We start from the raw sequence: 16,051 nt of genomic DNA, 5'->3' as shown, positions 1-16,051 counted from the left end.
ACCTCTGAGCATTAGCTATAAGTATCATAATTGATAGCTGGTAAGAATTAGCGCCTTAACAAGTCAGGATAATCCTATGAATACCCAGTCCAACAAAATTGTGATGCTTGAATGGCTATTGCCATTGCTAGACCAGCAACTATCACAAATGTCTGACAACTGGCAGCACCATAGTGACTTAAAAGGTGATCTGAAGGCTAATAATACAATACAATCTTATAAACAAATTGCTCAAGTATTGCTTATAGCAGACTTACCAAGATTGAGCTTACTGGCGAGTAAGCTTAGTCAATTGGCTAAAGCCTCTAAAATATCGTATGAGCAGTCAAAACGTTCAGAACGATTGGGTACGTTTGCTCATAATCTATTAAAAAACGAGCTAATATTTTTTGTACAAACGGGTAGCTATCGTCGTGTGCTTATTGATAGCACTATCGCTGAGCTCACTCAAATGCTCACGCCAAAAGAGTCAACTTTGCGGCATGAAAAATCCATTACCTCTCAGATAGCACATATTGACAATGAGCGTTATCAGCTTAGCGGATTTGATAGTGCCACGGTGAGCTTTACTCAGTATATTGATCTTATCATTCCAAAACATAAGACCAATCCAGCATTAAAAACGAGTAAATATCAGCAATTACTAAAAGCGTGGCAGCAGCAAACGCAAAAACTGCTGGCTGAGTCACTAGTTGATAACAAACAAGCCCTTGTTATACAAGCGCTGATCAAGGTTTGTCGTAGTCTATGGCAGGCCGAGCTGGCAGCTACGGCTATCGATAACAAGCGGCTATGGTTCCTAACTGAACTATGGTTGAGCAGTTTGATGAGCCAATCACAGTCTTCCAAGCAGATTCATCCACTACTGTTGCAATTAGAGCAAGTCATACAGATAGCCATTGAGCCAAGTACTTTGGTTAATCAAGATGAGCTTGTCGAGCGTTTAGCGACAGATATTTATCTACAGCTTAGCTTAGCAACCACTGACGAGAGTATTCAGGCTAAGCTTGATAAGCTGACGCGCCAAGCTGATATAGAGGTGCGTTTTTTGTCCTATATGCTGACTGAGCTTGAGACTATAATATTTACGCTTGATGAGCCGCAGGCTGTAGTAGACCCTCTACAGCGTCTAAAGGAACAGTTGGCGCAAAGAGGCTGGCTGCTATATGAAAACCAAGTCGCTCAAATTCTGACAGATCTTACGGTTAGTATGGATTCAGAAGACGCTTTTTCGCAAATGCAGTGGCAGATTGAGCGTCAACTGCAAGAGCTGTGTAGCATTATATATGATACTGAGCATGCTATTTCTAGTTATCTCGGGCGGCCAGTTATCAATGATGCCAGTGCTAATATTATAGGTCGCAATCGACAAAATTTGGATGAATTAGCAGATGAAGAATTAATAGACGACGAACTGACAGAAGATAGTGACAAAAACTCGCTAGCGAGGCTACGCCAAGCTTTTACAGATATTAAGCTAAATATCACTGATAATATCAAAAGCCATCCCGATGCGTTAAAGGCATCTACTAGCGCTACTACTGATCTTAATACTGTGCTAGCAGAGATGGGTGTACTTTCATTACAACAAATTAGCGATGCGTTAGATAGCTTATTTGCGCAAATTACTACGCATAACATCAACTCTATTGGCATAGAGCTAACCCAAGCACTAGCAGCAATTATAGCTATTCTCGAGCGCTTGCTGGATTATTGGGCCCAGCAAGTATTAGATCAGTATCTAGTGCAACAAGCGTATGATTATATTGAACAAGCGCAACACTTATTAACGGTGAGACTGGCAACGCCAGATGCTGATTTTGAAGCAGATAAATGGCAAGTAGTTGGGCACAGCACAGATAATGCTGCGACTGCTGTCGTGCGCTATGATGATAGTGGAGAGGTTACGGATGCTACAACAGCCAAGAACACAACTAATAAAACTATGAGTGATGATGGCGCCACTACTAACTCTGGCGCTACTGATACTAATAGTGATAAAAATGGTCAGCAACAGCGAGAGAACGAACCATCGGAGAGTGCTGCCTTACAGCTGGTTCGAACAAAAATAAAAGCGGATAATTTGCAGATGAATAAAGCGGTTCGTAGTCTTTTCATTATAGAGGCGATAGAGGTTGTTAGTGATTTAGAGGGCCTTTTGCTGACATGGCAACAAGACTTGCAGGATTTGACTGCTTTAACAGAGATGAGAAGTAACTTTTACGCCTTAAAAGTGTCAGCAAAGGTAGCCGGCGCTTTTGGCATCAGCACGCTAGCGGCGACAGTTGAGCATTTACTCAGTGCAGTCGTCAATAATACCTTATTAGTCACTGAGGACTTAATAACGTTAGTATTGCAGGCTAAAGAGCAAGTAACGATTTTGATTGATGACTTTTCTAACGAGCAGCAACCGAGCATTGACTCGGCTCATACTATATTAAAAAGCAATAATTTGATCGCAGGTTTGCCATTATCTCAAGGGATAAGTAGCGCTGAAAGTGAGCCAAAGCCCAATGCTAATAAAGACAGTGCTAATAAAGACAGTGCCAATACTAGTACTGATGCTGATACAAAAAAGGCTATCAATAGCGACTCTACAACCAATGATAAGCGCAGTCTAAGTCCAACAAACTCGGACTCTAGCCTTCCAGTGGTGCTTGCGCCTTTTATAAAACAAGCAACACCGTTGCCCACTGATTCAAGCGATGCCGATCCCGATATCAAAGAGATATTTATCGAAGAAGCTCAAGAGGTGCTGGCTCATATCACAACATTGAATGAGCAATGGAAAAACGCCCCTAATGATTTGACAAAACTCAAAGAGATTCGACTCGGCTTTCATACCCTAAAAGGTTCAGGGCGTATGGTAGGTGCAAATACTAGTGCTGAGCTGGCATGGTCAATTGAGAATCTTCTTAATAGAGTATTAGAGTCTAGTATCCTAGTATCTACAGACATACAAAGTCTGATTAGCGATGTTTTAAGTGCTTATCCGCAGCTGGTTGCTATTTTTGCTGAAGGTAAAACAGACTATCCCGCTAACGTCTTATTATGGATAGCTTGTGCTACTGCTTATAGCCAAAAGCAAGGAGACACCTTTAGCTATTCAGATATACAAGCTTACGCCTTGGCTAATGAGCGTAGCAATTCTAAAACTGATAAAAGCCATACCTATGATGATAGTAGCAGTGATAGTGATAACATCGATCCTATGCTCCAGACTATCTATTCAGTCAATGAGATTATGGCAGAAGCGTCTGTCATAATAGCGCCGCAAAGTGAGGAAGAGCAAGCGCTTTGTGAGATATTCATCGAAGAGGCACAGAGCCTAGTACAAGAGATAGATGATTTTGTACAGAAGTATAAACATAAGCGCCGAGTCAAAGTCAGCGATCAAATCGTGCGAGCTTTTCATACGTTACGAGCCGCTTCAGGCTCAAGCGCTTTGGTCGCTATCAGCGAAGTTAGCGCTACTATAGAGCATAGCCTAGAGCAGTTGCAGCAGCAAGATATTCCTATGACACCGCAACACTTGCAGGCGCTGACTCAATCGGTATCTTTGATTAAAGGATATCTAGACAGCTATGACTCAAGCTTAAAGCAGCAAAATAGCGTTGTCGAAGAGACGCACAGTGATGATGACTTGGCCTCACTACAGGCTATGCTTGATGAGTCTGATGAATTACCTGTTATGATTGACAGTCAATTGAGCGCAGCGCAGCTATTAGACTTAGGTATTGACGGACTCCTAGATGCCGAGTGGCAATTAGTATCTGCACTAAAATCTGAGAATGCAACGTCCAATATGCTTGATGCTGATGCTAAGAATGAGGATGATCATAAGCTCAGTGATATAAATGATGCTAATCCAAGCATTGAGCATCTGCAATCAGTACAGACCTATATTCATCAGCAGCGTCAACAAATAGCTAGATTGGCAGCTAAGACTTTAGAGTTACCGAAGTTTCCGCCGCTCCTTGAAGCCTTAGATAGCGTCTATCATCACTTATATAAGTATCCGAGCTTAGCTATCGATACGGCTATACAGCAAGTATTGCTAAGCGGACATGCCCAGCTGGTTGGGCTGTTTGATGCGCTAGCAGCTAGTATGTCGCCAAAAATTGATCAGCAAGTGCTTGAGAGCCTACTCGCTATCTCCTCTCAACACCCTCTTATCCCTCAATCTTCCAAAGATACTTATAATGTCGCAAGCAAACCCGCACGCGAGCTGCACATTGAGATTATTGACACTGATGTTGAGCTGTTGGAGATATTTTTAGAAGAAGCGCAAGAGTTAAATGAGGCTATTAGCGACACTTTAGATATCTGGTGTGATGATATCGAAAACTTAGCTACGATAAAAAAACTACAACGCTACGCGCACACTATCAAAGGTGGCGCGCAGATGGCAGGTATCTATAGTGTCAGTGAGCTTACTTATCAGATAGTTGATATATATGAGCGTTTCATAGAAGATGATATCAGTCCGACTATGCAATGGGCTTACGTCGTAAAAAAACTGCAGGATGTTTTAGTTTTACAGATTGATCAGTTATTAACTGCCAAACAGTCGTTTTTTGCGCTTGAGCTGATTGAGCAATGTCGAAAGTTCTTGCAAATGGGAAAACTGCCTTATCACGTCAATCTCACGATACCAGCACCTGAAGCTCAGGATAATGCAAGCTTATTAAAGACAGAAGAAGATAGCGAGTCGACATCAGCAATTAGTCTAAATGAGCTGATAGCAGAATCATGGCCTAATGAACAGCCTGACGCTGATATCTTAGCGCTTTATCTAGAAGAAGCTGAAGAGCTCATTAGCAGTAGTAATAAGAGTTTACAGCTGTTTTTGACTAATAATCATAATACTGAAGCACTGCAATCATTACAGCGAGACTTACACACCATCAAAGGCGGCGCCCGTATGGTCGGAGCTAATGGTATCGCCGATTTATCGCATGAGATGGAGAGTATATACGAAGAGTTGGCCCTTCGCCGTCGACCCGCTACTAAGATGGCCTCAAAGCTGTTGACCGCTTGTCATGACTGGATCGTTGACGCTGTTTTTGTATTAAAACAGCGTGTTAATCCACCAACTCCCGTCGCATTTATTGCAGCTTTAAAGCAATTCAACAGTAAGTCTGATAGTCTCAAAAAAATTCCCAATGAGTCGCTCAATGATTTACGCGAAACGATATTAAACGCCAAAAAAGGCTCAGAAAAACACTACATAGCCATCGATGTCAGTGAGATGCCATCGATGTCAGGCAACTTCTCTGAACCAGTTGAGAGCGTTAGCACTGCTGAGGTAATCCGCATACCTAGTAGCTCAGTTGAACATATGATCAATCTATCTGGCGAGTCAGCGATCAACCGTACGCGTATTGATATGGGTATGACCAGCTTGACCAATAGTATTGAAGAGATGGGTACTACAGTGCAGCGGTTGGCTGATCAGCTCAGGCGCATGGAGTTGGAGCTAGAAGTACAGATACTATCGCAAATAGATGAAAAACTGATTGATAGTGAAGATTTTGATCCACTGGAGATGGACCAGTATTCCTCATTGAACCAATTATCCAAGTCTTTGAGCGAATCAGCATCAGATTTGGTGGATATTAATAATACTTTGTTAGAAAAGACTCAAGATAACGAAAGCCTGCTATTGCAGTTAGCACGTACCCAAACAGAGTTGCAAGATGGTCTCATGAGCTCGCGTATTGTTCCTTTTACTCGTCTGACTCCGCGTTTAGAGCGTATCGTACGTCAAACGGCCAATGAGCTGGACAAATCTGTTGACTTAACGATTATCAACGCTGACGATGAGATGGACAGAACCATCTTAGAACGTATCACCTCACCCCTTGAGCATATGATCAGAAACGCGGTCGATCATGGTATTGAAGATACTCAGACGCGCCTAAAATCAGGTAAGGATTCTAGTGGTCATATTACTTTAGAAGTCCTGCGTGAAGGTAGTGAAGTGGTCATTCACCTAAAGGATGATGGACGTGGCATCGATGTCGAAGCGGTACGCAAAAAAGCGGTTAGTAAAGGCTTAATCGATGTTGATGATCATACGCTTAGCGATTTGGATATAATGCAGTATGTCTTTAACGCGGGTCTTAGCACCACCGATCAGTTGACTCAAATATCTGGACGTGGCGTGGGTATGGATATCGTCGTCAGTGAAATTCGTCAGCTGGGCGGGGTAGTGTCAGTGTCGTCTGAGCCTAATAAAGGCTCACAATTTACGATACGCGTGCCTTTATCAGTGGCTATTACTGATGCCTTAGTGGTGCGAGTGGCTGATGGCTATTATGCGATTCCATTGGTGCAGATTGAGCGAGTGGTAAGAGTTAATTCTGAAAAGCTCTATGATTATTTTAAGTCAGGTGCCGCTATGCTTACCATTGACGATCAAGCATATCGTGTCCGTTATCTCAATGAGATCCTCTCAGGTAGTAAATTTAGTGAGCTGATAGTGAATACCAATACCAGCCTACCTTTGGTCATTATAAAGAGCCGCACGGGACAAAATATCGCTCTGCTGGTGGATCAGATCTCAGGTTCGCGTATTGAGATGGTGGTTAAGCCTTTAGGTCGTCAACTGTCGCATATCACAGGAATGTCAGCAGCTACTATCATGGGTGACGGTTCTGTTATGCTAGCTTTGGATCTAGTTGCCTTGATGCGTAATGCTTCTTTGTCAAAAGCTGTGAAGCCTACTCTCAAGGTTAATGCTGCTGATACTAAGAGGCGACCAACGGTTATGGTCGTTGATGACTCGGTAACGGTACGTAAAGTCACCTCAAGATTTTTAGAGCGGCAAGGGGTTAATGTTATGATTGCCAAAGATGGGGTAGATGCGATTGAGATTCTACAAGAGACCGTACCGGATTTGATTTTATTAGATATTGAAATGCCTAGAATGGACGGTTTTGAGGTTGCAACTCATATTCGTCATAATAAACGCCTGCAATTAATACCCATTATTATGATCACCTCGCGTACAGGGGAAAAACATCGTACGCGCGCATTTGAAGTAGGTGTCGATGATTATATGGGTAAACCTTTTCAAGAAATACAACTGCTTGAGAAGATAAACAAGCTTTTAGACAGTGAAGTACGTTTAGATTATGATGGCTAGACCATCTATGAGTAAAAAGTATATTTAGATAAATTTTCTATTGATTGTGAGTAGCTTATGGACCAGATCATCAAGCATTCGTTCGAAGCAGTCAGCCTATTGACGACTGATAAAGGTATGTTGGCGGTGACGATGATTCCTGCTATGGGTCAACCTGATTGGGTTATTCCTAGCAGTCTGATTCTGAATGTTGAGGAGGAGCAAGAACGAGTTTGGACTTATCTATGGCAACGACAAGAAATAGCCGTTTTTCACCTGTTACCGCAAAAACAAGACGTTGATAAAGTTATTATCTTAGAAGGTAATACTATTAATCATCGTATAGCTCTGCAAACGGCAGGTGAGTTGCGCCAAGCGAAGCTGCGTATCTCTGAAGTCAAAGATATAGAGCTACCCAAAAAATACCAGCATCAGCCTGTCTCACCTTCTAAACGTAACAAGCGTCAGGCAACTACGTCTAATAAGAATAAAGCCGCGGCTACCTTGGATAATAGTGAAAATCAAAAATCCTTAAATGAAAACGAAGTATCCTCTTATTTGTACCAAATGGTACTAATCGACAATGTTGAGTACTTGATACCAGATTTGGACAAAATAGCGCATCATTTGGTTGACTTGAACGGTTCGAGATAATCTTGAATACTATTCTATTTACTATATAATCCGTTTGGTCAAATGAGTATTTATATAAGTTAGGTTTAGCGCACAATAAGGTAGATAATGAATAGCACCAATATACGCTCAAATAAATGGCCCCTTAGCAGTCAAGTATTTCATTGGATTAGTGCCCTGTTATTATTAGTGACTTGGCTATTGATGCTGCTATATCAGTATACGGATACTAAGCTATATATTAGTCTACATAAGGCTTTTGGCATCAGTGTACTGTGTTGGATGATAGCACGAGTCCTCAACCGTTTATTAACTAGAGCGCCTGCACCTGTTGTTATGCCCAAGTGGCAACTATTGATATCGCAGTTAAATCATTTTGCACTTTATGCCTTGTTGATTGCTATGCCCATAGCTGGACTACTGATGTCCGTTTATGGCGGGCGACCAGTAGATATTTTTGGACTGTTCGAAATACCAGTCTTTGTGACCCCTGATCGTAGTTTAGCGCGTCTTTTTAATGATATTCATACCGATATTATTTGGCCGATGATTATAGCTTTTACACTACTACATGTTGGCGCGGCGCTGTATCATCAATTTATCTTAAAAGATAAGCTGATCAATCGTATGAAGTAGATTTCAATATAATTGAGCTTAATAAATATAAGCACAAATAAAAATAGCCGCATAAAAAAGCCCCAAATACTATCATTATTGATTATAGTATTTGGGGCTTTTGCTATTGATAATCGGTTTTATAGCTTAGCGATTTCATCAGATTATTTTTTATGTTCAGGTAAGCTGATGTTCATCTCTAACACATCGAGAGCATCCTCAGAACGATGGTTTATATTGACATCATCAATTTGTACGCCATTAATATACTTATTGACGACTTCTAGTATTTCACGTTTCATTTTTTCGATACGATCGGCTGTTAAGCGATTGTTTAAGCGGTTTTCGCTAGCCACAATTACCTTGAGACGCTCAGTCGCCATATTAGCGCTACCAGAGCTACGATCATCAGTACCAAATAAATTACTCCAAAACCCTTTTTTCTTGCTCATTATTAACCTCCAAACCAACGCTGTAGTAGACTCTTTTTCTTTATATCAATATGACGCAGTGGTCGCTCTTCACCCAAAAAACGCGCAACAATATCGTCATAACACTGTCCAGCTACTGAGTCGGTATAATGAATAACAGGCTCACCGTGGTTTGAAGCTTCTAGCACCGAATGACTCTCAGGTATCACTCCTAATAACGGCACTTTTAAGATGTCATTAGAGATAGTGTCAATACTCATCATCTCATTAGCAGCAGCACGCTCCGCATTATAGCGCGTTATAATAAGATGCTCGCGAATAGATCCTTGGTCTTCTTCAACCTTTTTGGTGCGGCTTTGCAAAATCCCTATGATACGATCCGAGTCGCGCACAGATGAGATCTCAGGATTAGTGACGATAATAGCTTCATCAGCGTGATACATAGCCAGCTGCGCGCCGCGCTCAATACCAGCAGGCGAATCACAAATAATATAATCGAACTGTTTTGACAGCTCAGCCATCACCTCAGATACGCCTTCATCTGTTAGTGCATCTTTATCACGAGTTTGACTGGCAGGAAGAATATATAAATTATCTAAACGCTTATCTTTGACTAGTGCTTGTGACAGGCGAGCATTACCAGTGATAACGTCAACAAAATCATAAACAATACGATTCTCACAGCCCATGATCAAATCTAGATTACGTAGACCTACATCAAAATCGATAACCACTGTCTTATAGCCTCGTAACGCCAGTCCTGCGGCAAAAGAAGCACTAGTGGTGGTTTTACCCACACCACCTTTACCTGAAGTGATTACAACAATCTTCGCCACAATGGCACACTCCTATCAATCAATGAGATTTTTATTAAATAAACAACATAAGTATCTGTAAACTGATGAATCTACTAACAATACCTATCAGTACATTTGTTGTCTGCGAGCGTAAGCCTAGCATATATATCTATAAATTTATAGCCAGTCATTAACAAACATCAGCAATCAGAACGAATACGTTATTGAGCAATACTTTTTGGTACAACCTACTACCGAGAGTGTATATGATGGACCAATTAATAAATTATAGTAGCATAGTCTTGTTGATTAAACTTACTCCAACATTAAGCAAGTCATAAATATAACTATTATAAATGAGCTCGGTAAATAATAAAGCCGCAAGCTGGCTAGATATCTTCCATAACTTTGAAAACTAAGCCTTCACCTTCAATAAAGCGCACTTGTACGGCTTTATCGATAATGCCTTCGGGCAAATTGTCACGTAGACAGTAAGTACCGGCTACTGATACTAGTGAAGGGTTAAAAACTTGGCAGAATATACGGGCGTCTTTATCACCTGTAGCGCCTGCTACTAGTCGCCCTTGTGCGCGACCGTAGACGTGTAGACTGTTATCAGTAATGGCCTCAGCGCCACTATTAATACTATTGGTCAGTATTAAATCGCCACCAACATGATTGAGACTTTGACCAGAGCGTAGCATTTGATCATAGATAAGGCTGGTGATTTGCTCAGTGCTGATTATAGTTTCAGAAGAAGTAGCTATAGCAGGACTAGCGTTTGAATCTTCGTTTGCAACTGCCTGAATATTAGCACTGTTGTTAGCACTGATACTGTTATCGTTATCAGAGCTGTGAGCCTCTTTAGAATTAGCCGTATTACTTTGTAATTGTACTGCTGACTTTTGAGTAGATATGATGCGCTCAATACGTTTGCCATCACCTGGAAAGATAGCCAAGCGTTGGATGCGAGCTTGATCTTCTAATAAGCCTTTTACTACGCCGATAGGCTGTAGACCCCAAGACCACAAGAGCTCTGTTAGGGCGGGCAGATCTTGCTCAATATCGCTATCGATAATCACTGGCATATTGCTGGTCTTATTACTGAGCATAGTGGCCAGCTGAGCATCGATAGCATGAAGATCATTAGTGATTAACTGTATGCGCGAAAAGGTCAGCATCTTGCCAAAAAAAGCCATGGCAGGTGGTGATTGATCATTTGTTGCCGAATTTGTCATGGTAGTAATCCTTAAAAATACGGGTAATGCTAGAGTTGCTTTATTTATCTTGTCATCAAAGGGTAGGGTATAGAGTATTAAAATCTCAACATATCATGATGCTTCCATTGCTGTACTTTTATTTGCGCTTCAAATTCGGTCAAGCTATCGGCAATAATACTAGCGATTAAGGTATCAAGCTCAGTATTGTTAATGTCCATATAAGCGATGCTATGGGCTACAGTCTTGAGTAGGGTATCGATAAGCTCAGGCTCTAGTAAGCGCTCATTTAGCGAGTAGACGACGTTCTCACCGACGCTATGACCGATTTGTTGTAGTTGCGATTCGATCAAGCTGCCAGCAATAGGGATGAGCCTTAGCAATCGGTGTAGCTCAGGAGTATTGGCTATGCCATCTTCAATCGCCAGGCCAACCTCATTGGCAATCAAAGCACCACCAGCTGATTTGCCAGATAGCTTTTGCAGCTGCGGCGCCAGTTCTGTCTGCAACAGTGATAGTAATACCGCTTCCATATCATCGCGATTACGATCGACTAGCTTTTGAATCAGCGATTTTTGCATTGCTGAGTCGGTTAGCTGCTCTTTATAATTATGAATAGTCGTCAAAATGACACGATCGGACAGCTCTTCTAGTAGAATATTAATATAAAACTTTATGCGATTGATCCATGGCTGCGGCAATACTTGATAGCCCAGCTGATGTAGCCGTCGACCTATCACTACTGCCCGAAACAGACGTAGCGCCCGTAGCTGCGGAAAGCAGCCCAATACTTCATACCAATGAATAAAGGGGAAGAAAAACCAACGATAATAGATTTGATCCTTTATAGCAATAGCCCAGCGTAGTAAGAGCTCCAAGATCAAAAATATGGTAAAAAACCCGCCAGCGGTACGCAGAGGTATATGCAAAGTATCTTGATACCAGCTCAAAGTATTGCTAAGCGTAAGCCAGCGAGTCACTTCACTACTAAAGTTGCTCATCAATATAGCATCAATACTGATCAAGAGTAGATCAATACTAATAGCGATTAGCATAACAATATCATAAGTGAGCTTAAGGCGGCTCGGTCTTGGCTTATTAGGGCGCTGGGGACTTAGATCAGCATTGGATGGACCAGTAGCTGGTGAATCGGCTGACTGCGTAGAGGCATTTGATATAGAAGCATTAGACGCAAGCTGTGCATCTATTAAAGAGGCGTTAGAAGAGGCGAGCACAGTCATACCTTTTATTAATTAAAGCTTACTATTGCAGTGGCATCATCCTATAAGCAGGATAACTTTTCTGCAATAATAACGTTACAAAAGCAGATATGCTAGCGCTGATAGCGTAATTCGTGATGAAAACGCTCAAACATAGCTTGATTTGGACGCTAGGGCGTGTTGAAAACGCCCTAGAGAACTATGCTTTGGGTAACGGTTCAAATTCAGCACGCATAGTGCTGATGAGCTGATCCTTTTGCTGCCAAATGCCAGCTAACCAATCAAACAACTCTTCTTTGATAGTATCATCATGCTCAAAGCTACCTTCTTCGATACTAGTAAATAAGTCTTTTGGCATCTCAATATGGCGCACATCTACGCCTAAGCGCTTGATGTTACCTTTCCACAAATCACTATAAGTCGGTATGCCATCAGGATAGACAATAGTCATATCCAAAATACCATCAATCTCTGAACCCAAAGCGTTGATCGCCAATGCCAAGCCGCCAGCGCGTGGTTTCAATAAATGGGTGTAGGGCGACTTTTGTTTATCATGCTTAAGAGGGGTAAAGCGGGTCCCTTCCAAATAGTTAAGCAGAGTAAAGGGCTTGTTCTTTAATAGCGCACAGGCACGTTTGGCCTCGATAATATCTTTGCCCTTTAAGGCAGGGTTTTTGGCGACCTGTTCTTTTGAGTGTCGACGCATCATAGGAAAGTCTAAAAAGTAAAAGGCTTGCCCAACGACGGGAATGTAAATCAGCTCAAACTTGGTAAAAAACCGTGTTAAAGGCAAGCGCTTTGCACTGATATACTGCACGATACTAGTATCTACCCAAGATTGATGATTACTGATTAATAGATATTTGCCATCGGGATGAACATCATCGGGCAAATTGATCCGCCAGTCTTTATCTAATAACATGTCATCTATCATGGTATTGTTCGTAGCGATCCAACGATTGGTTACTTTGATAACTTGATCGTCAGCGGTTTGCGAGCCAGTAATGACTTTGGCTGCGCCCATAACCCATATCGGAAGGCCCGCTCTAAAACTACTACCCGTAATGACGGTTGCTGCTGTCACTAAGGAGGCGGCCTTGCCAAGTTTAGGCGCTCGTTTATGCAGCTTTTGAATAGTGGAAGCCAAACTCATATAAAATCCTTGTATGACGAAGTCAGTTTATTCAAAGTATTTTTGAGATAAAAATTAATCTCTGTATAAAACGCTATAAGCTATTAATGCTATCAATATTATTCAAGCTATAAATTACTAAAGTGATTTTAGCAGAAATAAAAAGCATAGTTAGCTTATAAACGTAACTTATACTGGCACAGACTATCTACTAATATAGCTTATTACTAGCAAACATTTTTTTATCAATACATGGTTTACTTGGTATTAGTAGGATATCGTATACGCTATATACAGAGTTATGACAAAATATTACACATAGTTAGATTGAGCTTGCCATAATAATGACGGATATAAAGCATATTAGCAGTAGCTCTAGTCGCTACCACCTGTTATTAATATACAGTTGTTAATAACAAGTGGTAACTAATAACAAGTAGTATAGAGTCATCAAAATTTATAAAGTTCACTTTAAAATTAAGAGGAAAAATTATGCGTAATCAACTTATGGTTGTAGCAGTAGCATCAGGTTTAGCTTTGAGCGGTTGTACTACTGATCCTAATACAGGACAGCAGCGCTTAAATAAAACAGCATTAGGTACTCTAGCGGGTGCAGCTGGCGGCGCTGTAATATCTAAAGCGACTGGTGGTGACAAAACTGGCCGTGATGCGGCAATTGGTGCTGCATTAGGTGCTGGTGTTGGTCTGTATATGGAGCGTCAAGCCAAGCAGCTTGAGCAGCAAATGGCAGGTACAGGTGTTACGGTTACACCAAATGCTAATGGTAACATTGACTTAGTTATGCCAGGCAACATTACTTTTTCATTCGATGATGCGACTCTTAATGCATCATTTAGACCAACGCTTAGTAAGCTTGCGCAGACTATGAATCAGTATAATCAAAATACAGTCACTATCGCAGGTCATACCGATAGTAAAGGTGCTGCGTCATATAACCAAGGTCTATCACGTGATCGTGCTTATGCAGTCGCGAATTATCTAACGGCTAATGGTGTTCCAGCTAATCGTATCAATGTCGTTGCTTATGGCGAGTCACGTCCAGTTGCTAGTAACGATAGCGAATATGGCCGTCAACAAAACCGTCGTGTTGAATTGACTATCAATGCACCAAGTAGCGTAAACTAATTTAGAATAATTTTAACATAGCTTATTTAGATAAAAAGAGGCCAACTTAATATTGGTCTTTTTTTTGTCCTTTTTTTATGAGAATTTTATATGTTAATGATTAGCAGTATTATCAATCATTAATATATAGTTGATAATCGTTATCAATATCATTATAATTCACAGCACTGAGATTTAATGAATGTTGTGACATTGAGACCTATCAATGCTTTTGAGGCTATATATGACAATTTCTACCGTAACTAATATCGCAACTAAGAGCAAGCTTATCCCGAGTGCTTTGGCAGCCGCGCTTGCTGGTACACTATTATTAGCAGGTTGTACTAAGCAGACAGAGGATACTACAGCAGCTGAGACGACTATAGAGAGTGCAGCACCAACACCGAATGCTGAGCAGGCGAATATCGATAGGTTATTGATCAGCTATGCAGATATGGCTCATCATGCTTATAAGGATTCTCTTGATACCGCGAAGCTATTGCAAACGGCAGTCAATACTTATGTAGATACACCAAACGAAGCTAATCTAGAAGCAGCAAAAGCGGCCTATAAGGCGGCACGTCTGCCTTATTCACAAACTGAAGTTTTCCGTTTTGATGAAGGTTTTGTCGTAGCCAATGATAAGCGTGCGCTAAATAGTATCGATGCGTGGGAAGGTCAAGTTAATGCGTGGCCACTTGATGAGGCGCTGATCGACTATGTAAGTGATAGCTATGAAGGGGAGTATAATAGCCAGGACAATATCATTAATAGTGATAGCCTTAGTGTCGGTAGCTTAAAGCAAGATACCAGTAAGATCACCTCTGAATTATTAATTGAGATGAATGAGATAGGTGGTAGTGAAGCGAATGTCACTACGGGCTATCATGCGATAGAGTTTTTATTATGGGGTCAGGACATTAATGGCGTTGGCGAAGGAGCGGGCATTCGCCCTGTTAGTGATTATCTAACCGCTGATGGTCAATGTACTAGCGGTGATACTACTAATACTGACGCTAGCATTTGCGAGCGCCGTGGCCAATATATAAAAGCTGCGACTCAGCTACTAGTCGATGATCTAACCGCAATGGAGGCCGAGTGGCAGCCTGAGAGTGTCGATACTTTGCGTAGCGATATGATTGCGCGTAGAGATGGCAATGCTGTACGTCAGGTTATGTATCAAATGGGCAGTTTAGCTTTAGGTGAGCTGGCCTCTCAGCGTATGCAAGTGGCCTTTGTCACAGGATCAACTGAAGATGAACACGATTGCTTTAGTGATTTGACCCATTTAAGCTACGCTAATAATGCACGCGGCATCCAAAATATTTTTAATGGTAATTATAAAACCGTCGCTGGCAAGTCGATTGGTGGTTACGGCATCAAGCAATATCTAATAGACACTGAGCACAAAGACGCTGCGGATAAACTAACAGCTGACTTTGAGCGAGTAGATAATGCTTTTAACGTCATTGTCGATAAAGGTGAAAATCAAGGTATCAAAGTCGATCAAATGATCGCTACTGTATCTCAAGCTAGCAAATATAATATCTCATCTGAAGAGCAAAACAAGCGTCGAGGCTGGATTGAGAACGGTATTAATAGTCTGCAAGAGCTGACATCTGGTATCGAAACCGCAGCTAGCGCTATTGGTATCGATAATTTAGATGCTGATGCAGGTTCATAGTTCTAAGTTTATATTTAAGCTTATAATAATGGATTGGCACTGTGAGCTCGTAGTATTGCGACTGTGCC

General features: G+C 41.4%; 10 protein-coding genes. 5 read left to right on the top strand and 5 right to left on the bottom strand.

All coding sequences use genetic code 11. The features are described 5' to 3' along the window. Positions 1-76 precede the first annotated feature (76 nt). The 3 genes from ACR63T_RS11200 to ACR63T_RS11190 all read left to right on the top strand — a co-directional run bounded on the left by ACR63T_RS11200 (position 77) and on the right by ACR63T_RS11190 (position 8,398). Positions 77-7,150 carry an Hpt domain-containing protein gene (locus tag ACR63T_RS11200; RefSeq protein ID WP_472784047.1) on the top strand — a complete coding sequence of 2,358 codons (7,074 nt, stop codon included), beginning with the start codon at positions 77-79 and terminating at the stop codon, positions 7,148-7,150. A gap of 57 nt (positions 7,151-7,207) precedes the next feature. Next, positions 7,208-7,783, top strand: a complete 576-nt coding sequence (locus ACR63T_RS11195; protein ID WP_472784046.1) for a hypothetical protein — start codon at positions 7,208-7,210, stop codon at positions 7,781-7,783. Positions 7,784-7,870: 87 nt separating this feature from the next. Further along, positions 7,871-8,398 carry a cytochrome b gene (locus ACR63T_RS11190; protein WP_201570096.1) on the top strand — a complete coding sequence of 176 codons (528 nt, stop codon included), beginning with the start codon at positions 7,871-7,873 and terminating at the stop codon, positions 8,396-8,398. 143 nt (positions 8,399-8,541) lie between these two features. Here the strand turns inward: ACR63T_RS11190 and minE are convergent, their stop codons facing one another. The 5 genes from minE to ACR63T_RS11165 form a co-directional block, all read right to left on the bottom strand. Further along, positions 8,542-8,829 carry a cell division topological specificity factor MinE gene (gene minE, locus ACR63T_RS11185; protein WP_201570095.1) on the bottom strand — a complete coding sequence of 96 codons (288 nt, stop codon included), beginning with the start codon at positions 8,827-8,829 and terminating at the stop codon, positions 8,542-8,544. A 2-nt stretch (positions 8,830-8,831) separates the two neighbouring features. Further along, positions 8,832-9,644: a septum site-determining protein MinD gene (minD, locus tag ACR63T_RS11180; RefSeq protein WP_201570094.1), complete on the bottom strand. Its 813-nt coding sequence runs from the start codon at positions 9,642-9,644 to the stop codon at positions 8,832-8,834. Positions 9,645-9,994: 350 nt separating this feature from the next. Beyond that, complete coding sequence (minC, locus tag ACR63T_RS11175) at positions 9,995-10,843, bottom strand: septum site-determining protein MinC (RefSeq protein WP_472784045.1); 849 nt, start codon at positions 10,841-10,843, stop codon at positions 9,995-9,997. Positions 10,844-10,920: 77 nt separating this feature from the next. Next, on the bottom strand, positions 10,921-12,057 hold the full coding sequence (locus ACR63T_RS11170) for a hypothetical protein (protein ID WP_472784044.1): 1,137 nt from the start codon (positions 12,055-12,057) through the stop codon (positions 10,921-10,923). Positions 12,058-12,241: 184 nt separating this feature from the next. Further along, positions 12,242-13,195 (bottom strand): acyltransferase, encoded by a 954-nt coding sequence (locus ACR63T_RS11165; protein ID WP_472784043.1) that lies wholly within the window; start codon positions 13,193-13,195, stop codon positions 12,242-12,244. Positions 13,196-13,666: 471 nt separating this feature from the next. On the opposite strand from ACR63T_RS11165, the gene ACR63T_RS11160 reads away from it, so the two are divergent. Both ACR63T_RS11160 and ACR63T_RS11155 read left to right on the top strand, forming a co-directional pair. Further along, a complete protein-coding gene (locus ACR63T_RS11160) occupies positions 13,667-14,320 on the top strand; it encodes a YiaD family glycine zipper/OmpA-like lipoprotein (RefSeq protein WP_305898849.1) in 654 nt (217 codons plus the stop codon). Positions 14,321-14,543: 223 nt separating this feature from the next. Then, on the top strand, positions 14,544-15,983 hold the full coding sequence (locus ACR63T_RS11155; protein WP_472784042.1) for an imelysin family protein: 1,440 nt from the start codon (positions 14,544-14,546) through the stop codon (positions 15,981-15,983). Positions 15,984-16,051 lie beyond the last annotated feature (68 nt).

Source organism: Psychrobacter sp. M17(2026), from assembly GCF_055699815.1.
The sequence above is the reverse complement of the archived record's forward strand: the minus strand, read 5'-3'. Positions and strand labels throughout refer to the sequence as shown.